Source organism: Dysgonomonas termitidis, from assembly GCF_054657735.1.
The window spans coordinates 209,202-234,439 of the sequence record NZ_BAAHYD010000001.1; the positions used below are offsets into that span (position 1 = coordinate 209,202).

Below are 25,238 nucleotides of genomic sequence, written 5' to 3' on the forward strand. Positions count from 1 at the left end.
TTCCTTGCTTTATTTTAATGGAAGTAATTCTATTGTTTTGTAATATATTTCAGCCCCTTCCAACTGGAAAAGAATTTTACCCTCAGTTGTACTCAGGTTATAGGCATGATTGACTAAATGCCCATTTACATAATGTTCCGATTTGTCATCATAACAAATAATTTCTATTGTATTCCACTCAGGATTCGGATTTTCGAAATTTTCTGTTTTGATAATACGCTTCTGTGTTCCCTCCATTTTGCTTGTATTGGGTGAATCGGCATTGCTTCCGCCCACACACCAGTAATCGCCACAATCATTCTCCTGTATCTGACATTCTATGGATGTCGGCCACAATTTGTCTTCCGCATCTGTTGGAAAGTGGTACAATATTCCACTGTCACGCGCGTCCTCAAGGCGGGGCGGATATTTTTTTTCTCCCCAACGAAAAACTACACACAAATAATAATTTTTGTACGAGTTGTTTGTGCAGAAGTAACCCATTGGTTCGCCTGCAAGGTGAATAGTCCCGTCGACAACATTAAACTCTTTCTCCTCATCCTTATTTATCCCGTATTTGGGAGTATATATATACCATCCGTCGAAGTTTTTACCATTAAACAGGGATATCATTTTCGCTGTACCATCATTGACTTTGGTAAACAGAGCCTTATCCTTGTGATTTTTAATAATGCCGGGAACTGATTGTCCCTGATTACAAGCTGTTAACAGCAACACAAAAAATGACAGAAAAAAAAGATTTTTATTCTTCATCTGGAAAAAAGTTATTTTTTAAGTTATCTAATAACACATTTAATGCCATTCAGGAAACTGAGTGGTATTCAAATCCAATCCGGCAATTTGCTTCAAGTCGTCATCATCCAGCTTAAAATCAAAGATATTCAGGTTCTCCAACATATGCGCCCGTTCAGATGTCCGGGGAATAGTTATTATACCTCTCTGGATAATCCACCGCAAGGCTATCTGGGCACTGCTTTTATTATGTTTTTTGCCGATAGCAGAGAGGACGGGATTCTTAAAAATGTCGTTACGCCCTCCAGCCAAAGGCGACCAGGCTTCCATTTGCACACCTTTTTCTTGTAACGATGCCTGTTCTTCTGCCTGATGGAAGAATGGATGACATTCGATTTGATTAACCACGGGTTTGATCTTCGCATAAGAAAGCAGTTCTTCGAGTTGTTCGGTCGTGAAATTGCTTACTCCGATAGCTTTGATTTTTCCTGCCTCATAAAGTTCTTCCATTGCTTGCCACGAACCTTTTATATCTTCGTAAGGGCGTGGGCGGTGGATAAGATAAAGGTCTATATAATCTACTCCCAATTTCTTCAAGGATGCTTCAAAGCCTTTCTTTACTTTTTCGTATCCCATATCATCCACCCAAAGCTTTGTGGTAATAAAAAGCTCTTCACGATCAATACCGCTTTTTTTAATCCCTTTTCCTACCGATTCTTCATTCCCATACGTCATGGCCGTATCAATCAGGCGATAACCGACAGAAATAGCTTCTGCCACACTGTTTTCAGCTATTAAACCATTGAGGGAATATGTTCCAAATCCTATAATAGGCATATTTACACCGTTATTAAGTGTAATAAACGGAACCGTTTTAGCACTCGTATCACCACCGGTCATTTCCGATTGGGCAGAAGAGACTAAAGGAAATATCAATAATGCTCCTAAAATAATTGTTTTTAGTGTGTTATACATTGTATGTGATTTTTAATGATTAATAAATCAAAACTCAATGCTCTGCTTCAGTTGTTCTGCATACAGGTCGACACGACGCATTTCCTGCGTAATTTTTATACCTTGCGGACATTTCGGGAGGCACTGGTCACATTCTATACAGTGATTAGCCTGTCTCAGTTTCGGCACACTGCGGTCATACCCGACCAGGAATTCCCTCCGTGCCCGGCGATAATTTTCATCGTTTGAATTCTTCAGTATCTTTCCGGAACTTACGCAACGGTTATAGTGCCCGAAAATACCCGGAATATCCAGTCCGTAAGGACAAGGCATACAATACTGACATTCGGTACATTGAATATATTCCGAGTCGATAAGTACTCCCGTAGCCTCCTCCAATACTTTATTTTCCTGTTCGGTGATTGGCGCTAAAGGCGAGTAAGTGATAATATTCTCCTGTAAATGCTCCATATAGACCATGCCGCTCAGTACGGTCAGCACATTCTCGGGTGTTCCCGCATAACGAAAAGCCCATTGTGCCGCGGTATCCTCCGGGCGTACATTCTTCATTAGGGTAAGCGCTTGTGCCGGAACCCTGGCTAAACGCCCTCCCAAAAGCGGTTCCATAATTATAGCAGGGATATTATGTTTTACCAATTCGCCATATAAGTATTCGGCATTCACGTTCCTCACCCCGTCGGCATGCTGCCAATCCTGATAATTTAGCTGTATTTGCACGAAATCCCATCGGATATCCATTGCCAGCGCGTAATCATATACCTTTACATCTCCGTGAAATGACCAACCTAAATTACGGATACGACCTTCGGCCCTTTCCTTCAGAAGGAAATCGAGCAATCCGTTATATATATAGCGTACCTTGAATTCCTCAATACCATCGCGGCCTCCTCCTATCGAATGTAACAGGTAATAATCAATATAGTCTACCTGTAATTCCCGCATCGAATTATGATACATGGCAATTCCGCTCTCCAATGTATTATTCCGGGATGATTTTGTGGCAATAAAAAATTTATCGCGGGGATGGCGTTTCAGGGCGATACCCGTAGCCGCTTCCGACCAGCCCCGTATGTATACCGGCGCCGTATCAAAATAGTTGACCCCGTGAGCGATGGCATAATCCACCAATTCATTCACGGCATCCTGATCAACTTCTTCACCATTCCCGTCCGCCCGTTTCCGAAGTGGCCAGCGCATGCATCCGTAACCCAGGAGTGATACCACATCCCCCGTAATCTGGTTGGTACGATAAGTCATTTTATCTGTCGGTACTTCGCCCGAAGCACCATCTGCTGCCGACACTATATCTTTAGGCTTACAACCTACTAAGGTCGCGGTTGCAACAGCGGCTCCTATTCCCCCTGCTTTCAGAAAATCACGGCGGCTTATTCCTTCTTTATTTTTGTTTTTCATAATGAATCTATTGTCTAAATCGAATGATGCCTCACATTTCCTTCTACATAAATTGCGCTGAAAGGCCGCGCCGGACATAAGTATTCGCAAGCGCCACAACCAATGCAAAGCGCTTTATCGACCACAGGAATTTTCAATGATTTATTATTGTCCGGATCAAGAGCTATCAGAGTAATCGCTTTCGTCGGACAGTGACGTTCGCAATCGGTACATTGCACCTTGTCCGTATTCACAACGCAATTATCTCTGATCCAAAGCGCGTGTCCGATAGATATGCCCGTTTTATCGGCAATCGTAACGGGTTTTATTGCCCCGGCAGGACAAACCTGGGAACATTCTGTACATTCGGGACGGCAATATCCTCTTTCATATGACATTTCGGGCTGCATGAATGTATTCAATTTATTTGACGGTCGCAGAACACCGTTAGGACAAGCCGATACACAAAGCTGGCAAGCTGTACAATGATCCTTCATATTTTTGGCGCTTAATGCGCCCGGAGGTACAACAGGAGCTTTCCGGTCCGGTATTTTTTTATCTTCAATGGTTGCCAATCCGCCATCTACTTTCAACTGCTGGGCTCTTACGAAATTGGTTACGGTAAACACTGTTACCAGAGATATGATATTACGGCGTGACATTCCGCCTTTTTCGGTAGAGTCGGTTAAAGGCTTTACTATCGATTCTTTTTTCTTTCCTACCCATTGTGGGGCATATTCCATTGCTCCGAATTTACATTTTTCGATACAGGTAAAGCAAGTTACACACCGGCTGGAATCTATATTCCTGTTTTTTACGTCTATACACGAAGCTTTGCAGTTGCGGGCACATAATCCACATCCGCTACATTTATCTTCAACAAAAGACAACCTGAAAAGAGAATACCTGGAAATAAAACCCAGGAATGTACCTACCGGACAAACAGTATTACAATAAGTCCGCCCGTTACGCCATGCCAGGATAATTAAAACAGCAAAAGTGATTACGGCAACGAATAAAGCCGTAATACTTTTCAGCCAGACATCGACCGAATAAAACGTATAGCTATCTATCCGTTGTGAAAAATAAGCGAGAAGATTATTGCCCCATTGATATAAAGGGGCAAATAAGCCGGAAACAATACGGCCGTATGCACTATACGGCTCCAATATGACAACGACTGAGCTGATACCTGCTGCGATAGCTATAATAAACAACGCCAATATCCCGTATCTTAACCACGAGATAGCCGTAGAATATTTGAAACGGTTCTTCTTACGTTTTCCAGCTACCCATGATATGATATCCTGGAATATTCCTAACGGACAAATCACCGAACAATAAACACGTCCGAAAAACAGGGTCAGTAAAACAAGTGTCAAAACAATACCCACATTCAATGCCAATAATGCCGGTAAAAACTGTACCTTGGCCAGCCATCCGAACCATCCGTGAAGTGTTCCTGTAAAATCCAGAAACAACAGGGTTATAAAAACAAAACAAAATACGGCAACTGTTACTCTGATTTTTTTTAGCATAACTTTATCTCGAGAATATATTTTAACAAAGGTTACCTGATAAGGGTTATGTTTATTATTGAACAACCGGTTTATAATATGTCATATACCGGTTTACCTTATAAATACATCTTTTGTCTGAGGATGCACTTATTGGATGTCTCAAATTTAATAATAGAATATTTTGGTTATCGCCCATTTTCTATTAAAACGAATAAAAAGGCAGCCAACACGAAAAAAATAATATCTCACGGGAAGGTTACGGAAAATTATTATATTTTATTGATTATATAACCTTTGACATATAATTCTACGGGAAATCCGGCTCCGGATAATGAATACCGGAATATATAAACAGTTCTTCTTCACATGCCTATTTATTATTCCTGTGGCAAAGGAATTCATTGAAATCCTTATAGAGTGCTGAATCTTTAAACAATAGCAAATATTAAACTGTAATAATTTTGAGTTTAGAACAACCTAGTAATTTTTAACAATAAAATTCGAATAAATAAAAGACCGGAATTCAAAAAATCGGCTTCTTTAAAAAGAAGCCAATATAATAAAAGATAATGGTTCGCTTCTTCTTTTTAATTTATCTCCGAAAGAATTACGTCAATATTATCAGAAGCATTTTTAAGAAAATCATTAAGACTATTTTTTAATTGATTTAATCTCTTTTCCAGTTTTATTTCATGGATCCCTTCAGTTATTCTAATTTTGTTTCTTATAATCTCGATATTAAAGTTATTGCTTGTAGTCGCATAAGGCAAATCCATATAAGCTTGATTTGCAGAAAACTTCCTGTCCCAAGGTTGTAAAGTATCAGTAAGAATAGCAAAATATGCAAAAGGAGATTTAAGAAGATCGGTTTTATAGTATTTGTTTTCTAATTCCGATGGATAAAGATTATGTATTGCTATAGCAAAACAAGATTCTGTTAAAATGTCAAATCTTTTATAATTCTTCTTTTGATCCCATTGACTAATATCCGTGTTGATTGCTAAGTTTTTTAAGCGCAGTAAGTTTATATCTGATTGATTGTGAGACAATATAATCTCATATATATTTAAAATCTCAATCATTACAAGGGCACTGTATATACCATGATCATAATACTTACCATTTCGTTTACCATGAATAGGCCTATAATTATTCAGAATATGTTCAAAGTCGCCAAGTTCAACTTCTTTCATTTTTTTGTTAATTGCTAAAAAAAATGGATCTTTTTCCACAGAACTAAAAAAAGCTTCCGTATCTATAGAATTGGTCTCATACTTAATTAAGAAAGTTGGATCAATCTCGAATTTAAGCTTAGTGCCTAAATTTTCCCTTATTGATCTTATAGCAACAACAAGATTATTATTCGCAATAATATCTCCACTTATATGTGTAGATATATTTGCGATCATAGTTTCATAGTCTCCAAAAGCATCACTAAATATTTCTCTTACTGTTTCATCTGCATCTTTCTCAGTAAACTGAAAATACTCTTTTTGAGGTAGTTTGTTTTTTAGTAATTTGTTTAATACACTTGATATTAAATCGGGGATATTATTATTCAAATTTTGAATTTCCTGTAATAAACCATCAATCGCAGATGAATTTATTGAAGGATCATCTTCCATATATTTATAATAACCGGCTAGTTTATACAGTACTAAATATATTTCAAAGCAATATTGTTGAAATTCATTTTCAGTCGTAATTAATTCTAATTTGGATTTTGTCAAATTTGCTAAATGTTCTAATGCTTCTTGATAGTCCCGCTTTTCTATATCTGAAAATAAGTAATCAAAGAAAACGCTTATTTGTTCAAATGGATTTGCATAAAAATATTGAATGGTATAATTTTTATTGTAATGCAAGTCTTCAAAAGGAAAAGAAGCCAACAGCATCGGATTATTGTTTCTCTTTTTATAATATTTAGTAAGATACACAACATGAGATTTGTCTTGCTTGCCTTTCTCATTAGCTGAATCTTTTTCTGTATCTAAAATTTCTTCTTCTTTTTTCGAAGAAACTGTATTGGTGGGAATATATAAAACTAAAGGATAATTATTAGAATCAAACAATACAGCACAGATGTTTTCTTTAGGAAATATATTGACAATATTTCTTAATGTTTTATAGCCATAAATACCGGCTAGTTTCTTTGCATTACCCCACTTAGTAGGGCTTAAATCATCAATAATATCTTTATTTTTTCCATCAATTTCTTTAACAACAGCCTTTTCTGTAATTTCTGTAGATGCTTCTTCCTGGATTTCCTCAATTAAATAATTACTAACCAACAGGCCAAAGGATTCTTCATTATGAGCGGTATTTAAATTATTGATAGCAATTATTTTTGACAAGCTTTTAAATACTAAATCTTTACCAAGTGACTTTGATATTTTTTCGAAAGCTTTAATATATTTCTTTTGTTTATCTTTAAAAGAGTCGGTGTTATTTTCAATCCCTAGATAATATTCAAAGGGATAAGCAAGATCATGATAAAGAACAAAATATCTCCAAGCAATAATTACATCTTTCTTCGCTGAAATATTCATTGAAGAATCTAAAATCTTTTTTTTGCTCCTTTTCAATTGAAATAGTTTAGTAACTTTCTCATTTATAGGCGTATGATAAAAATAGAGATAAACACCTAAAATATAAGAATGTACTAAATGTACAAAATGATCCCTTTTTATGTAATTATCTACTTTCTCGTGTAAATCTCCTGAATCCATATCAAGGATATTAAATAATAATCTAGTTGGAGGTGAGAAATGAGAATCATAGGTAATGCATAATAATATATCTTTAGCAAGCGTTATCTGACGTTCTGTATTCTCTTCTTCCAAAAAACTTATAAACAATTCTTTGTTTGGAAAAATGAAATCATGTAAGTACAAAAAGTCATTTTTACCTTTAGGCGGATTCGGAGAAGTGAATAACGCCTGTTTTAATGTCCCTCGAATATTCTTTTTTTGTTTCATGACATTTCTTTTATTTTTAGCTGAATTGGGAAAATATTAAGATGCCATTTTTTTATCTTATAGAAAGTAGTTTTTTACCTGTTCAGTAAACAGATATGTTGCAGATTCTTGTCCATCAGTCATCTTTTTAATGGACTTCGATAAAGAAGTGTAGAGCTTACATGTAGAATTAATTCTTGCTCTTCTTTTTCTTCGTTTCTTATTACTGGTTATCTTCTGTTGCAATCCTTTGCCTCTTGATAATATATTTGATATTTCTTTTTCAATTTCTTTTTGTTTATACATTTCTTTTCTAGCTGCATTATCCAGGTCCTTGCCAAGGTCAATAATCTCTTGTTTCTTTTCTTTTAAACTTCGATTAAAACTACTAATTAACAACTCATAGTGATTGTAATCAAAAAACTCACATTTATTTGTTTTTTTATTGTCTGGGAATGCAGTCCACAACCTATTTAAAATAAGCTGTAAACTTGTACTATAAACGTCAGATAGTTGTTTTAAGTGAGAGCAGTCCCAAAATAGACCTTTTAGTTTTTTTTTACGTTCTGAACCAGCCATAGTGTTTCTAACTATTAGTTTTAAGAAGATTAATTTATGAAATTTTCAAACATTTAATCCTTTTAATCAACATTGGATTATTGTTTCTACCTAATAAGGCATTTGATTCAAAAGTAAAAGTTATATTCAAGAATAACAAATATTTTTATTGAAAATTCATGTTGATTCATTAAAAATCAGCACTGAATTTCAACCAATTACAATCTACAGGAAGCCTTATAGACCATATTACAATATCGTTGATGACTAGGTTTTCTCTTATGCAAAAGGAATTATTGATAAAGAGTGTAAAACTGTATCCGAAAATATCTTGAGATTCTTTAGACGCTAAATATTTAGAATATTTAAAAAAACAGTAACAAATTCTTTAAGAGAAAATCTTTTTACGATCATCAAAGAACTACTTCCCAAATAGTCGGAGTGATAAATTGGTCGGAAAGACATATTTCATACTTAGCTGGTCTCGGTACATTTAGCCTTAACGATGGTTTTATCACTGAAAATAGGAATGGCAATAAATCTTGTATCAGTGATAACAGAATTAAAACTTGAACCGGATAGCAGAAATGCAAAATCTATTACTGATAACTGTCTGTTTTGTAGAAAAGGAACTTGCAGAGCATGTGTCAAAAGATGCCCGGTAGGAGCTATCACTACAAGCGGACACTACAAGATTAAATGCCGTATCCATGTGTATGGAGAAGAATCAAAAAAGTATGCAGTAGAACATGGAGGGAGTATAAAAAATCGGCTCAGGATGCGGACTTTGCTTCACAAATGTACCATGCGAATTTAAAATACCTAAATAGATACAGAGATATCTATTTTCATTCAGCATAAAAACTGGACTTAGGTCTGATTATCAATATTCAATCTAAAATTTTATGCTTATAAACGATGTTTTAAATATGAGGTTTTTCATCCTATTGGCTGAACCTTCATGAGAAGTAACTGACAAAGAAATGCATCTACCTATGCACAGCTTATTAAACATATAGGCACTGTGTTTCTCTATCTATAAAATAACATTAAGTTTTTTCGATGTTCGGAAAGGTGGATGAGTAGCCGAAAATGGAGATTTTAAAGATCTTATTGTAGCTTCAGATACAGATATAAATAAAAAGTCAGGTTTAAGCAGAAATAATGGAACTTTCTCTATAAGATGATAACCCTAAATAAAAACAAAATTTTATTTAGGGTTATTTCTTTATGAATCGTTTTATATATGTAAGGCTATTTTAAACATTGCTTTCAGCCTTTTTTACGAACTTAAATCTATATCTACTATGCGTCCATTCATTTTCATCGCTTTTTCCATATTTATCTCTATGACTGTATCCGCACAATGCCAATATATACCAGATGTGGGATTGGCAAAACAACTGGAAGAAAGCCGGAATCTTCGTTCTACATTTAAGGCCGATCCGTCCAATGCCGCCCTTACCCGCTGGTATGGTAAAGAAGTGATTTCTTCGCGGATACTGCCACTGGCAGATGATTTCGAGTCTCTTAGACATAAAGGCCCCGGCACAATACAGGTTGATCGCGAGATGACCGTTTCCGGCAAAGGGAGCATTCGTCTGGATACTCCCGTATCGTTGGACGTGAAGAATCCAAGTAACCGTAATTATGGAATGCCGGAAATTATCCGGCCACTAGATAATGAAGATCTGCATGATTATAACCGCTTTTCTGTTTGGGTTTACGTTGATGCTCCGGGCATTTACCTTGCTTTTACCGGATTTACGCTTTACAACGAAGGCGTGAAAATAATGCCAGTACCGGGACGTTTTGAAGGACAGCATTTTGAAACCGTTTATCCAAACAAATGGCAACGGATCGTATGGGAGATACCAGATCTGTATCGTGACAAGGTAACCGGACTTTCGGTTAATATTATGATGACAGGTGCTCCTGCTGGCGCAAGCGAACAGATGAGCTTGTATATAGACGATATGCGTCTGGAAAAGGTAGAACCTGAAAATACACGTGGCTTCACTCTGCGTAAGAATGCCATCGCATATAGCCACAGCGGTTATAAGCACGGCGCACGCAAGCAGGCATTGGTACAGAATGTAAAAGACGTTTCATTCAGGCTTCATGACGAAGCTACCGGCGCCGTAGTCTATGAAAGCAGGGGCAAGGCGATGGAAAACGGCTTTGTACTGCTGGATTTCAGTGACTTTGAGCAGCGTGGACAATATACGGTTTCTATTGGTAATATTACATCCAAACCCTTTGCTATCGGCGATGACGCTTATCTGGCGACCGCATGGCGTACGCTCAACTTTTTTTATGCTGAACGTTGCGGCTACGATCAGCCGGGTATCCATCAGGAATGCCATCTGGACGTGCTTTGTATGCATCCCGACGGACGCAGTATCAGCGTGGCCGGTGGTTGGCACGATGCAGCTGACATGACGCAAGGTATCGGCAATACAGCTGAAGGTGGTATTGCCATGCTGGAAATGGCTGCCGCTGTGAAAGGAAAGGATCAGGTATTGTACGAACGTTTACTTGAAGAAGCCCGATGGGGACTGAACTGGGTGATGCGCACCCGATTTGGCGACGGTTATCGGCAAGGAGGGCTGATTATAGGTATCCATACGAAAAATATACGGGGAGACAAGGATGATATGGAAGCTATTGCCCGTAATTCTCCATCGGATAATCTGATGGGCGCCTACTATTGTGCATTGGCTGCCCCATTCTATGATACATCGGACCCTGTATTTGCCCGTTGGTGCCGCAATTGTGCAGTAGAGGATTTTGAGTTTGCTATGGATATAATCAATACCGGTCAACCTGTAAACAATAGTATGGAGTTATCCGCTCTGGCAATGACTGTTTCCATGTATATGTATCGTCTCACAGGTAAGCAGTCTTATATCGATTATGCGGCCGGTTTTGCACGCACGGTAATGAATTGCCAGCAGTTGGAACGCCGTAAGGACTGGACGATGCCGCTTCATGGCTTCTTCTATGAAACGGCAGATAAGAAACGTATCCAGGCCTATTACCATCAGAGTAAAGAGCATCTGCCCGTACAGGGACTGTCTATGCTACTTACTGATGTTCCCAATCACAAGGATGCTGCACAGTGGAAATCTTCTTGCCAGGCATACGCGGACTACCTGCATGACATAGTCGAAGTGATGACACCTTACGGAATCCTGCCAGGCGCAGTATACGAGGTGGACAATACAGACTACTCTAACCTTTATCACGAAGGGGAACAGGTAGGTTTGCCCTCGCTGGAAGAATACAATGCGCAGGTAAAAAATGGTATCAGGCTATCCAAAACGTATTACCTGCGCCGTTTCCCTGTAGCCTACCAGTTCAGGGGTTTCCATGCAGTTCATATGGGTAAGGCCAAAGCCGCTTTTATTCTGGCTCGCCTGCTGAATGATACTGAACTGAAGTATATCGCTACCCGTCAACTGGAATACATTATCGGCTTCAATCCCTATGCCGCCAGCACGATATACGGTGATGGTTACGACTACCATCCGCTTTACGGAGCATATGCCGGTGATGTTGTCGGTGCTGTACCTGTAGGCATAGAAACTTTCGAGAACGATGACGAACCCTATTTCCCAACCCAAAATAATTGCACCTACAAAGAAATATGGACGCATACTACCGCCCGTGTACTATGGCTGGTGGCCGAATTGTTTAAGGAATAGGAAAGAAAAAAGTGCGATTCACAACTTGTTAGGGCCAAAGATTCATTTCCGGTCATGACTTCTTGACTACTATTTAAATGATAGTCCCTGTATAGTTGATATAGAATGTAATAAATACGATCCATACCTTAATTATAATTCTAAGAAAATGAAAAATATAATGTCTTTATTCAAAATGCTCCCCAAAAAGACTGTAGTAATCATTGCTTCTGCCTTATTTCTTTCAGTCTCTTACTCTTATTCCCAAAAGATAAATCAGGTGAATGTTATACCTCGTCCTGTACATATGACAACAGGGAATAAATTCTACAAGATAAATAAGATAGCGGAACCGGGTCAATCCGAAAAGGTGCGTTATATTATTGACGAACTATTCGATAAAGATAAACCGGAAGGGTATAGATTGGATGTTAATGAGAAGGGTATAACCGTCAAAGCGGGAACCGAAGCAGGTTTATTTTACGGCCAACAGACGTTGCGACAGCTACTTACACCTGAAGGTATTCCGTATATATGCATAGAAGACGCACCGCGTTTCCCATATAGGGGGCTTCATCTGGATGTATCGAGAAATTTCTTCCCGAAAGAGTTTGTGATGAAAATGCTTGACGCAATGGCCTTTTATAAGCTTAACCGATTTCATTGGCATCTTACCGATGGCGCCGGATGGCGTATCCTGATAGATAAGTATCCGAAATTAACCGCTAAGACAGCTTTTCGTAATGCCCCTGATTTTATGAAATGGGAAGAAACCGGGCATAAGTTTGTCGACGAAGGAACACCTGGCGCATATGGAGGATATTACACAAAAGAAGATATCCGTGAAGTAGTAGCATATGCACAGGCAAGGCATATAACGATTATCCCTGAAATTGAGATGCCGGGGCATTCTTCGGAAGTATTTGTCGCTTATCCTGAACTGTGTTGTTCCGGCGAAGCCTATAAGGACGGAGATTACTGTATTGGCAATGAGGACTCTTTTATATTCATTGAAAATGTACTGGCGGAGGTTATAGAGCTGTTCCCTTCGGAATATATCCATATCGGTGGTGACGAGGCATCTAAACGCGCGTGGAAGACCTGCCCGAAATGCCTGAAACGAATGAAAGAGGAAGGGTTGCAGGATGTGGACGAACTGCAGAGTTATATGATCCGGCGTATAGAGAATTTCCTTCATTCAAAAGGACGCAAACTGATTGGCTGGGACGAGATTCTGGAGGGAGGTATAGCTCCTGATGCCACTGTTATGTCATGGCAGGATGAGAAGGGCGGGATAAAAGCGGCACGGCTGGGACACGATGCTGTAATGACGCCTCAGAATTATTTATACTTCGATTTCTATGTAGCCGACCCCAGGGCAGAACCTTATTCCGCAATCGGCGGATATACCCCGCCCAAACGTGTGTACAGTTATAATCCGGTATTGGCAGACTCGCTTACCGAAGCCGAACGTAAACACATCATAGGCGTGCAGGCAAATACATGGACAGAATACATCCCAACCACCGAACATGCCGAATATATGATATTTCCCCGCGCGCTGGCCTTGTCCGAAGTAGCTTGGTCGCCACAGGAAACACGTTCGTGGGAAGATTTTAAACCTCGTATGAATGCGCATATTCCGGTACTTCTGGGAATGGGGATAAATGCGTTTCCACTTTCCTGCGATATAGATATTGCCATGCAGGTAGATACTATAAATAAGCAGATTGCTGTTATGCTGGATGCTGAAAAAGACCCTGCAGAAATACATTATACTACCGATGGCTCTATTCCTACAGCATCGTCTTCCCTGTACAAATATCCGGTAATCGTGAAAGATTCGGCAGTCATCAAAGCAGCCATATTCAAGGATGGGAAGATTCAGGGAGGAAAGATATCTGAAAAACGAATCGACTATCACCGGGGTATCAACAAACCGATCCGTTACAATAATGAGTTATCTTCCAGATATATGGCCGGAGGAATAAATGCGCTGCTCGATGGTTACCGGGGAGGATGGACTTATTATGATGACAGATGGCAAGGCTATACCAGTTCGCTGGATTGTATAATAGATATGGGAGAAACGACAGATATCCATAGAGTATCCTCACGTTTTTTACAATTGACCGGTCCTTCTGTATTCCAACCACAGCAGGTAGAACTTCTAACATCGACCGACGGTGAGAACTTCCTATCGCAGGGAATTATTCCGTCCACCGTATCCCGTGATGAAAAGAAACTGACTTTTAAAGATTATACTTTCACCGGTAATTGGAAGGCCCGCTATATCCGGCTGAAAGCCAAAGAAGATAATGGTCATATATTCATTTTCACCGACGAGATTGTAATATGGTAGCCGACCCATGAAGTGATATATAATAATAGTTCTGAACAGTAACAGGTTTGTAAACCTGATTTCGTTTTAAAATTTAGGGTTATTTCTTTTTGATTCATTTTATATATGTAAGGCTAAAGATAAAATAATGCATAAAGAGTTGTTAAAGAAATATATAGAAGGAAATTACCTGACAGATGATGAATGTGAAACAGTTGTCAGCTGGCTGGAAGAATCACCTGAAAATATGAATGAGTATAAAACTCTTCACAAGATATACGATGCATTTCTTTGGAATAGGTATGGAGAGAATTATAATATTCTTTCCGGAATTCAGCTTAAAAAAAGAAGTATAAAAAGGCAACTTATAATTCTTTCCCGCTATGCAGCGGTATTCCTCATTGCTGTATTGGGCTGTTATATTTTCCTTACCTATTTTGGTGCACCGGAAGCTGTAAGAACAGAAACTGCTAGAAATACAGTATTTGTTCCTCCGGGGCAAAGAGCTGAAATTACGCTTACAGATGGAACCAAGGTATGGTTGAATGCCAGGACAAGGTTTATCTATCCTGAGAAATTTGACCCTGATCACAGAGATGTATATCTGGATGGGGAAGCCTATTTTGAAGTGGAAAAAGATGAAAAAAGACCTTTCACCGTAAGGACGGATAATTATAACATTAAGGTATTAGGTCCTGAATTTAATGTCATAGCTTACAAAGGCTCGGAGCTGTTTGAAACATCCTTGCTGGAAGGTTCGGTAGAGGTGAAATCACATGATGAAAAGTCATCATGTGTACTTTCACCTGATAACATTGCCTATACTGAAAATGGAAAGTTGAAGACCGCTCCGCTCATTGATAAGAATTTTCTACTATGGAAAGATGGTATTATTTATTTTGATAATGAAACGGTACTCGAAATAATGAAAAAGCTGGAACTATATTTCGATATTAAGATTGATGTGCAGAATAAGTCCATAATTACGCACAGATATTCAGGGAAATTCAGGACTAAAGATGGTGTAGAGCAAGTGCTGAAGGTTTTGCAACTGAAGCATATGTTCAAATACACACGGGATGATTCTGCCAACATTATTAGTATTTTATAAGAAAAACGACTAAAAACCTTAAAACCTAATATGCCTATGAAATAACCAAAAGAAAAACAAGTGCCCGGAAAATGCTGTAACATTCCCCGGGCATAAAGACCAATACCAGACTAGTGATAAATTAATCTTAGTACTAACCTTAGATATACAAAAGTATGAAAAAAAAATTGTATCCGGAATCTAATTACTTCCAAACACATTTAAAACGAGGACTACGAATTATGAAAATCAGTTTTCTCTTTTTATTTATTTTCACAACAGCGATATTTGCGGAGGGAGCGCATTCACAAATTGCACGAGTAAACATCCAGAAACAGAGCGGAACTCTCAGGGAGGTTATCAATGAAATCGAAAATCAGACGGACTATCTGTTTGTTTACAACAAGAGTGAAGTTAATATGAATCAGCTGGTAACTGTAAGTGCCAAAAACCAGTTGGTGGCAAATGTACTTTCTAATATCTTCAACAATACGGATATTGTATATGCAATGACGGGCAACAACATTATGCTGATGAAAGTTGAAAAAGTATTGCAGATACAGCAGGATGGAAAGCATATTACAGGAACCGTAACCGATGAATCAGGAGAACCTCTGATCGGGGTTAGTATACGAATCAAAGATACGGCCACTGGTACAATAACAGATATAGACGGCAAATTTACAATTCAAATATCCGGAGAGAATACAGTGTTAGTTTTCTCTTATGTCGGTTTTAAAAATCAGGAAATAGTAGTAGGCAACAGAAATGATATATCCGTCGTGTTAGTCGGTGATTCCAGTGATCTGGACGAAATTGTTGTTGTCGGTTACGGCGTACAGAAGAAACAATCACTGACAGGAGCTGTGACGGCTATCAATTCTGACGAAATTATGACTACAAAAACCGAAAATCTGATTACAAATGTTCAGGGAAAGATTCCAGGCTTGCTCATCCGTCAAAAAACTGGTGAGCCGGGGACTTTTGACAACATGGTCAGCATTCGCGGATATGGCGACCCCTTAGTTGTTATCGATGGTGTGACCCGTGACGGTGGTACTTCAGAACTTGCCCAGTTGAATGCTGATGACATTGAAAGCATATCAGTTTTAAAAGACGCTTCTGCTTCCATTTATGGGATGGGTGCGGCCAATGGTGTCATTCTTGTCACTACTAAAAAGGGTGTTGCCGAGAAGCCCCGGATTTCTTATTCAGGCCTTTTTGGTCTGAAGAACGCTACTGGAATGGAATCTACGGTAGATGCCTATACTTATCGTCTGATAGCCAACGAAATGGCTCGTAATGGTCAACAGCCTGCCGCCTATAGCAATGATGTCCTTGAAAAATATAGAACTGGTGCACCGGGTTATACGGATAATGACTGGCTTAACATGTTCATGAATAATTTAGCATTCCAGCAGAATCATACTATTTCAGTGAGGGGTGGTTCAGAGAAGACAAAATATTTCGCAAGCTTCGGGTATACGGAAGATAATGGTTTACTGAAAAGTGGTATTCAATACTACAAACGATACAATCTGCGTAGTAACCTGACCACAGAGATAGTAAAAGGTATAACACTGAATATTGATATATCCGGTCGCATGGACGAGACCCAAAGACCCCGTGAAGATTTTTTGTGGACTTACAAGACTTTGGTTGTAAACGACCGGGGTATCGGCTGGCACACCATGGATAATCCGACACACCTCTCTAATATCGGCCCGGAAGGCAAAAACCCTTATGCTCTTGTTGATCCTGAACAGGACGGCTACCGTCGTGGCAAAGGTTTGACTTATTCTGCAGATGTAGAACTAAGTTGGAAAGTGCCATTTGCAGATGGTTTGATTGTAGGTATTCTGGGATCATTTGACGGGAATAACCGTAATAATTCCACCTTACAGAAATCTTATCCATTGTATGATTATTTTACAGACGCACCTTCCGGTAAATATGGCAGTGATAATTATTCCAATACAATGGGAATCTTTCAGAAAGTTTATGGTCGTGGACAGGCCAACTATTTGCGTTCTTTCGGCGAGCATAATATAAATCTTCTTGGCGTTGTAGAACTGTCAAGCACCCGTTACGACGAATTGAACGGCGCCCGTCAATACACCGAACTATTCACTAACGATATATTGAACCAGGCCAGCGCAAGTACGGCTTCCAATAGCGGTTACCGTAACTATACGCGTAGGGCAGCCTATCTGATGCGTGCAAATTATGACTATGCCGGCAGGTATCTGCTGGAAGCAGTCGGCAGATATGATGGGTCATATCGTTACGCTCCGGCCAAACGTTGGGCTTTCTTTCCATCCGTTAGTGTGGGCTGGCGTATTTCCGAGGAAAAATTCATCAAGGAAAATGTTCCTCTCATTACCAACCTGAAACTTCGAGCCTCATATGGAGAAAGCGGGACAGATACGGGTGACGCATTCCAATACATTTCTGCATATACGGCTTCGTCTTTGGGCTATGTATTTGATGGCAACAGCCAAGTGGTAGGTATGAAAGCTCCGGGTATGCAATCAGACCAATTGTCATGGATCACTTCTAAAATAAGTAATATAGGTCTTGATTTTGATTTTTGGAATGGCAAACTGAATGGTACGGTTGAATTCTTTCAGCGTAAAAATGATGGATTACTCGGCAGCCGTATCCAGACTATTCCTAATACGTTCGGTGCGGATTTCCCGCAGGAAAACATCAATTCCAATATGAATATGGGGTTTGAGGTGTCATTAGGAACAAGAGGCAAGATAGGAAAAGACTTCGAATATCAAGTATCTGCCAATCTTACATATGCCCGTGTGAAGACGTTACACCAGGAGCGTGGTGAATTCTCAAGTTCCATGGACAGGTGGCTGAATGGCCAGGAGAACCGGCTTCAGGGAGGGATATCTATGTACAAATACAATGGTCAATATACATCTATCGAACAATATGAAACTGCACCTTTGATGGGTGGAAGTCAAGGCAACTCTATGATGCTGCCGGGTAGTTATAAGCTAGTAGACCTGAACGGTAATGGGATCATAAGCCGTTGGGGAGATATGAGTGACCTTGTTATGGAATTTTGGGGTAATTCAACCAGCACCGGTTCATTGAATCCGCCTCTCCAATACGGTTTGGTGTTGGCAGGCTCTTATAAAAATTTTGATGTCAACATGCTTTTTCAGGGTGCTTCCCTTTTCTCCATATCTTATCCCAACGATGACGTATGGGGTTATCTGGATAAGACTAATCCGACTCTGATTGCCAAATATATGGACCGCTGGCATACAGTCAATCCGACAGATGATCCTTATAATCCTACAACGAAGTGGGTATCTGGTTTCTATCCGGCGCTTCGCAAAAGTAGCGGCGGAACTACGGAAAGCGGTAACTATTGGGCTTACGGCATTGACGTCTGGAATCCGGATGCTACTTATCTTCGTCTGAAGAGTTTGGAAATAGGATATACTTTATCTAAATCGTTGACCCAAAAAATGGGTGTTGGTAGTGTGCGGTTGTTCGTCAACGGTTCTAACCTGCTTACATTTTGTAACCGTCAATTGAAAAATGCTGATCCTGAACGGGAAGAGGCAGCTTGGTCTGCCAGCTTGGCTTATCCATTGATGAGAGCATACAATTTTGGACTAAACATTAACTTTTAATACAGTAGAATCATGAAAAAGCATATTATAACAGGATTGCTATGTGCAATGATAGGACTGTCCGCTTGCAACGATTTTTTAGAACTAAAACCGCTTGATAAAGTATCGGGGGACCAGTTGACACAGACTCCGGGCGGGTTGAAGGCGCTCCTTGCCAATATATATACCTTGATACCAATGGAAGACTTTTCATATCGTCCGAACGAAGGCTTTAATCTGCATAACTATAATGGTGTTAACGGAACAACTAATATTGCAATGTACACGGATGAAGCTACCCGTAGCGACGGGGATCAGGGTATAGGTCCAGAAGGATTCACCTATTGGCCTTACGGTGATATCCGTCAGGTAAATTTATTTTTAGATAACATTGCGATAGCAAAGAATAGCAATTCCATTACAGTAGATGAAGCGGAACGTCTGACCAGTGAGGCCCATTTTATACGTGCTTATATCTACTTCGGACTAGCAAAACGTTTCGGAGGCGTACCTCTGATAGACCATGCACAGGATGGGGATTATACACCTGGTGACGCATCCAAACTTTTTATACCGCGTAGTACTGAGTTGGACACATGGAAATTTGTTCTGAATGAATGTGATCAGGCTATTGCTCACTTGCCGGAAACGGTTACTAAAGACGATGGTATTTTCCGCGCTTCCAAATGGGCGGCATACGGATTGAAATCAAGAGTCGCACTTTTTGCCGCATCAGTGGCGAAATATTGGAATAATGCACCGTTAACAGGAGATGCTGTTACTCAGAAACTGGTGGGTGGTATGAGTGTATCCGATGCTGATTTTTTCTATCAGGAGTGTATCTCTGCTTCAGAAGCCATTATAACTCTATCCGGTAAATCTCTGTATAAGCCGAATCCTACTTCACCGGAAGAAGCAGTTAATAATTACCGACAATTATTCCTTAACTTCAGTAACGACGAAGTAATTTTCGGTAAAGCATATTTGGATGGTACTATTTATTCGAACCAGGGACATAATTATGACCGGAACTATATTCTTGCTCAGGTGAATACGGGAGGGTCTATTCGTTTCGGGCGTTTTAACCCTACTCTAAATATGGTGGATCTATACGAAAACTATACGGATGACGGAACGGGAATGAGCGCGAAGATTGTAACCCGTACCGATGGCAATGAAGTTATTGTTTCCGGAATAAATACACCAAATGCGCTTAATCTGTCAGTTCCATACAAAAAATATAACGACTTGTACGAACCATTTAAAGATAAGGATGCCCGTTTGCTCGCAAGTATCATTGTCCCAGGTACCAATTATGCCGGTACGAAAATTATTCTGCAAGGAGGTATTGTGAAACAAGACGGTAATTATGCTGTTTATGCGAATGACCAGGCTCAGGGTAAAGATGGAAAGATTTATTTCGGTTATGGAGCGGAAGGAGCTACCCAGTATTCTGGGTTCGCCGCGTTAGGTGGTTCGGAAGATTCTAACTATTCTACTACTGGCTTCTCTATCCGTAAGTATATGCAGGAGGGTACTGTGCCAAGTGCGGATATGGGATCTACTACTTCTTATATTGATATGCGTTTGGCAGAGTTTTATCTGAATTATGCAGAGGCTGTTGTAGAGAGTGGAAAAGGAGATGTGACTATTGCCGCAAGATATATCAATGATTTGCGCCATAGGGCTGCACATACGGATAATATACCTTTGACACTGGATAATGTGCTGAAAGAACGTCGCGTGGAGATGGCATTCGAAGGTCATCGCTATTGGGATTTGGTACGCCGCAGAGAGTTTCATAAACTCTTTAATGCTACAAGCCGTACTGTGCTGGTTCCAATGGTCGATCTCCGGGAAAGTACTCCTAAGTATATTTTTGTAAGGGCATACTTTCACAAGGATGAACAAAACAACGGTCGTACGTTTCAACCGGGAAGTTATTATACTGATATACCAGGAATAGCAACCAACGGTCTGGTACCGAATCCGTAATGTTTAAGACAATAAGTTATTCAGTTAATAAAATTATTCAGTTTATGAAAAAAATATTTATATTCATTTCTTGCTGTCTGTTCACATTCGTTTCTTGTGAAATAGACAATTACGACGGGCCGGATGCTTCTATTCACGGCCAGTTCCTTGATGAAAAAACAGGAGAGCCCGTAGGTACTGATATCGAAAATGGCAACTCTATTATTGTACGGGAACAGGGTTTTACCAATCCGCAAGACCAGTACTGGTATATCATGAATACTGGAGAATATCGTGATAACCTGATCTTTGCCGCGACGTATGATGTAAGGTTTGAAAACTGTAACTTTTACCCTTTCAGGATAGATAATTTTGTAGTGAAAAAAGGGAATAATACATATGATTTTCAGGTAACCCCATATATTCGCATAAGAAATCCGAAAATCATGAAAAACGGTAATACCGTCACAGCCACGTTCTCCCTTGAAGCAGGTAATCCGGAAGTAAAAGTGAAGGAAGTCCAATTGTTCGCATTCTCAGATCAATGGGTGGGAAATAGTGTAAAGTATTCTTTAAGTGGCGGTAGTGATAAGGCTGTAATTTCTCCAAGTGAAATAATTAATTCTTCAAAGGCTTATACTTTGACGATTGACTTGGCGGAAAATGCCAATTCTTTCAAGTATACAGGAAAAAATTACTATTTTCGTATAGGTGCGCTGGGTGAAGTATCCGGTGTTGGGACTGTACGGCATAACTACTCTCCGCTAGAAGTCATAATGTTCTAAGCGCATAGCAGAAGAAGACGTTCTGCCATCATACAGGACGTCTTTTTTTACCATACAATTAATATTTTCCGCAGTAGTGCTGAACAGATATTTAGTTGAAAAATATTTTTTACTAACGAAGCACTGCTTCGATAAGTCAAATTTTTAAGTTTAAAAATAAAATCATGAAGAAACTGAAAATCATTTTTTTAATACTATTAGGAGTAGTATGTACACAGCTTTTCGCGGTACAGCCTAATTCTATATATTCCCAGAAACCCAATGTCCAGAAGCTTTCTATTTTACTCCTGAAAATTATCAGATAAAGGCAGATGGAAAGTCGGATGTGTCCGATGCCCTGCAAAAAGTTATTAATCAGATTAAGAGAGAGAAGAACTTCGGCATTCTTTTTATTCCCGAAGGAACATACAGGATAAGCAAAACAATCTATATCCCGGGAGCTGTCCGCCTGATTGGATATGGAACGAATCGTCCCGAATTTATTCTTGCCGGAAATTCTTTGGGTTTTAAGGACGAAAAAGTAAAATACATGTTCTGGTTTACCGGAGGATTGGTGGAAGAGGGAAAGGTTCCTCACGACGCCAATGCCGGAACTTTCTACAGTGCTTTTTCCAATATAAACCTGCGGATAGAAGATGGAAATCCATCTGCAGTAGGGTTGCGTACACATTATGCCCAGCATAGCTTTATATCACATGTGGATATTCATATAGGAAAGGGTAAGGCAGGCATACACGATGTAGGTAATGAAATGGAGAATGTACGCTTCTTTGGTGGCGATTATGGTATTATGACCCGTAAAGCCTCTCCCGGGTGGCAGATGATGATGGTGGACACCTACTTTGAAGGACAGCGTAAAGCCGCTATTCGCACACAGGAGGCAGGACTAACCATCGTAAGGCTTACTGCAAAGAGTGTTCCTGTTGTTATCGATATTGATGAAAACTACATGGAAAAGCTCTTTATGGAAGACTGTATCTTTGAGAATGTAAAAGATAAGGCTATTATAATCAGCAATGAAAATAATGCAGTAAACCAGATAACCTTACGGAATGTATTCTGTAAAAATGTTCCGGTTCTCGCTCATTATCGCAGAAGCGGGAAGCAGACTTTAGGTCAGGGAAATCTTTATCAGGTAAAAAATTACCGCCATGGGCTGGATATGGATAATATGTCGGCTAATCCTGAAATGAAAACAATAAGTGACATTGTACCTGTTCAGCAGATACCTGGTATAGAAAAGGATATTCCTGCATTGCCTGATGTCTCAAACTGGATAAGTATCAAAGATTTGGGGGCAAAAGGGGACGGCGTAACAGATGATACACAGGTTTTTCTCGATGCAATCGCTAAAAATCAGAATATATATGTTCCGCAGGGCTGGTATATTATATCAGAATCTCTTGTATTAAAAGAGACTACAAATCTGATAGGACTTAATCCGGTGGCTACACAACTGATACTGAAAGAAAGTACACCTGCCTTCAGTGGATTCGGAGCGCCGAAGCCTTTATTGGAGACACCTTCAGGAGGTAAAAATATTGTAAATGGTATAGGGTTAAATACAGGAGGTTATAATTACCGTGCTGTAGGTTGCAAATGGATGGCAGGTGCGGGCTCTTATATGAATGATGTTAAATTCATCGGTGGACATGGTAGTATGTCACGTGGGACGGAAGCGCCATGGTCTTGGCCGAAGAGGGGAATAAGTTCACCGGTTAGCCCTGTAGCCGAACAGGGAAAGGATTATGCCTGGGATAATCAGTATTGGAGTCTTTGGGTTACCAATAGTGGCGGGGGTACATTCAAGGATATATGGACTGCCAATTCATACAGTACCAGTGGACTTTATGTGAATGATACCAACACACCAGGAAGGATATATGCTATGTCGCTGGAGCATCATGTGAGAAATGAAGCACGCTTTAAGAATGTTTCCAACTGGAAAGTCTATGCGTTCCAACTCGAAGAAGAGAGCCGCGAAGGAGAATTCTGCCAGCCGCTCGAACTGGAAAACTGTTCGGATATGGTTTTTTCCAATCTTTATATGTTCCAGGTTATACGTGTCAATACAGTATATCCGTATGCTATACGTACGTGGAACTGTAGAGATGTGGAATTACTCAATGTGCATAATTATGCCCAGACAAAATATACAGCAGGATTGACACTATATGATGTAAATACAGGGATACAGGTGCGACCTTGGGAGTTTAACCGCCTGTATATTACAGGAGAAGAGCAAAAAGAGAAAACCGGTAATAAAGTGGAACAACTTGCCACTGGTTTTGAATTCGCACAGGGAATGAGCAGTGACAGCAAGGGAAATATCTACTTCTGTGAACAACGTCTCCGTCGTGTGTATAAATGGTCTGCCGAAACAGAAACAATTTCTCTGATTGCCGATTTCCCATGGGAGCCACTAGCTACAGCATGTGATTCGAAGGATAACCTGCTGGTAATATTTAAATATAATCCTCAACCTGGTTATCTGGTTGATGGTAAGCAGGAAACTGTTGCTGACCTTCCTGATGCTGGTGGTACGTCTTTCAGTGGTTGGGGCAATTCCGGCTTTGGTACATGGGTATATTCTGTTAACCCCGACAATCCGGAAGAAACAATTAAGCTATTGCCTAAAGTCCCTATGGGGTCAGTAAATAATATACATAAGGCGCTATATCCGTCAAACAGATGGAGAGATTTTCACGATTTCAATACAGTGGTTACATATAAGCCTGAAGAATGTTTTGTCGCACCTGATGGAGTAACCATTATACCTTGTCAGTATGATCTTGCCCGTAGTTGTGGTGTGCTGGAAGCTTTTCCCGGAAAACCATTTTATTCTTCCGATGAATACGACAGGAGAATGGTAAGGATGTCTGTTGACAGTTCTGGTAACCTTTCGGATATGAAATACTTCGTTGAAAACGGAGAATTCGGTTCGGCAACAGATGCAAACGGTAACCTGTATGTAGCGGATGGTCAAATATTGGTTTTCGATAAAGAAGGGAATAAGATAAACCAGATTAATATACCTGAGAGGCCTCTTACAATGGCTTTTGGAGCAAGAGATAAAAAGACCCTTTTTGTAAATTCATATAAGTCTTTATATAAGGTGAATATGTAAAACTTTGGTTATGGCAAAAACTTATTTTGTTCTAGTTTGCAGTAGATAAAGGGCTATTGAATATAACTTTTTGCTGTAGTATTGTCCTGCTGGATTTGTAATAGAACTATGTTGTAAGTTCTGGTTTTAAAGTTTGTAATGAACATCATGCCGGCCATAAATGGCTAATTGTAATATGTATGTAGAGGGGGAAAATTAAAATACAGTTTTCTCCCTTGCTTATAATACCTTTCCCCTTACTGATAGTTCTGTTTCTCCCTTTCAGTATTACATATACAAGGTTATCATTGGCTTCATACTCATAGGATACTCTGTTGCTGTACATGCTGTTTCTTGCTTGTAATGTCATGCAAGTAATTATAGGACATTTGTTTACCTCCTTTCTTTTTTTGTTTTGTAAATACACCCTGCCAACTTTTCTGACAGGGTGAATTTATTAGAAGTTATTACTATCATCATCAAG

General features: G+C 39.5%; 12 protein-coding genes and 1 pseudogene. 7 read left to right on the forward strand and 6 right to left on the reverse strand.

Annotation, left to right across the window (positions count from 1 at the left end; genetic code table 11):
• Positions 1 to 9: 9 nt before the first annotated feature.
• The 6 genes from ACYQ3L_RS00945 to ACYQ3L_RS00970 all read right to left on the reverse strand — a co-directional run bounded on the left by ACYQ3L_RS00945 (position 10) and on the right by ACYQ3L_RS00970 (position 8,155).
• On the reverse strand, positions 10 to 753 hold the full coding sequence (locus ACYQ3L_RS00945) for a 3-keto-disaccharide hydrolase (RefSeq protein ID WP_379998390.1): 744 nt from the start codon (positions 751 to 753) through the stop codon (positions 10 to 12).
• A 39-nt stretch (positions 754 to 792) separates the two neighbouring features.
• A complete protein-coding gene (locus ACYQ3L_RS00950; protein ID WP_379998388.1) occupies positions 793 to 1,707 on the reverse strand; it encodes an aldo/keto reductase in 915 nt (304 codons plus the stop codon).
• A gap of 27 nt (positions 1,708 to 1,734) precedes the next feature.
• The gene (locus ACYQ3L_RS00955; protein ID WP_379998386.1) at positions 1,735 to 3,120 is read right to left on the reverse strand and encodes an aldo/keto reductase; all 1,386 of its coding nucleotides are present in this window, start codon (positions 3,118 to 3,120) and stop codon (positions 1,735 to 1,737) included.
• Between the two features lie 14 nt (positions 3,121 to 3,134).
• Positions 3,135 to 4,637: a 4Fe-4S dicluster domain-containing protein gene (locus ACYQ3L_RS00960; protein ID WP_379998384.1), complete on the reverse strand. Its 1,503-nt coding sequence runs from the start codon at positions 4,635 to 4,637 to the stop codon at positions 3,135 to 3,137.
• A gap of 569 nt (positions 4,638 to 5,206) precedes the next feature.
• Entirely contained in the window at positions 5,207 to 7,597 is a 2,391-nt protein-coding gene (locus ACYQ3L_RS00965) for a hypothetical protein (RefSeq protein WP_379998382.1), read from the reverse strand.
• 57 nt (positions 7,598 to 7,654) lie between these two features.
• On the reverse strand, positions 7,655 to 8,155 hold the full coding sequence (locus ACYQ3L_RS00970) for a hypothetical protein (protein WP_379998380.1): 501 nt from the start codon (positions 8,153 to 8,155) through the stop codon (positions 7,655 to 7,657).
• 1,286 nt (positions 8,156 to 9,441) lie between these two features.
• On the opposite strand from ACYQ3L_RS00970, the gene ACYQ3L_RS00975 reads away from it, so the two are divergent.
• From ACYQ3L_RS00975 to ACYQ3L_RS01005, 7 genes and pseudogenes are all read left to right on the forward strand, one after another.
• Positions 9,442 to 11,841 carry a glycoside hydrolase family 9 protein gene (locus tag ACYQ3L_RS00975; RefSeq protein WP_379998378.1) on the forward strand — a complete coding sequence of 800 codons (2,400 nt, stop codon included), beginning with the start codon at positions 9,442 to 9,444 and terminating at the stop codon, positions 11,839 to 11,841.
• 148 nt (positions 11,842 to 11,989) lie between these two features.
• Positions 11,990 to 14,182: a family 20 glycosylhydrolase gene (locus ACYQ3L_RS00980; RefSeq protein ID WP_379998376.1), complete on the forward strand. Its 2,193-nt coding sequence runs from the start codon at positions 11,990 to 11,992 to the stop codon at positions 14,180 to 14,182.
• A gap of 127 nt (positions 14,183 to 14,309) precedes the next feature.
• Complete coding sequence (locus ACYQ3L_RS00985) at positions 14,310 to 15,272, forward strand: FecR family protein (RefSeq protein ID WP_379998374.1); 963 nt, start codon at positions 14,310 to 14,312, stop codon at positions 15,270 to 15,272.
• A 155-nt stretch (positions 15,273 to 15,427) separates the two neighbouring features.
• Positions 15,428 to 18,910, forward strand: coding sequence for a TonB-dependent receptor (locus tag ACYQ3L_RS00990; RefSeq protein WP_459952249.1), 3,483 nt, complete (start codon positions 15,428 to 15,430; stop codon positions 18,908 to 18,910).
• Between the two features lie 12 nt (positions 18,911 to 18,922).
• Positions 18,923 to 20,884 carry a RagB/SusD family nutrient uptake outer membrane protein gene (locus ACYQ3L_RS00995; RefSeq protein WP_379998370.1) on the forward strand — a complete coding sequence of 654 codons (1,962 nt, stop codon included), beginning with the start codon at positions 18,923 to 18,925 and terminating at the stop codon, positions 20,882 to 20,884.
• Positions 20,885 to 20,928: 44 nt separating this feature from the next.
• Positions 20,929 to 21,648 (forward strand): DUF3823 domain-containing protein, encoded by a 720-nt coding sequence (locus ACYQ3L_RS01000; protein ID WP_379998368.1) that lies wholly within the window; start codon positions 20,929 to 20,931, stop codon positions 21,646 to 21,648.
• 164 nt (positions 21,649 to 21,812) lie between these two features.
• Positions 21,813 to 24,775: pseudogene (locus tag ACYQ3L_RS01005) on the forward strand (glycosyl hydrolase family 28-related protein).
• Positions 24,776 to 25,238: the final 463 nt, after the last annotated feature.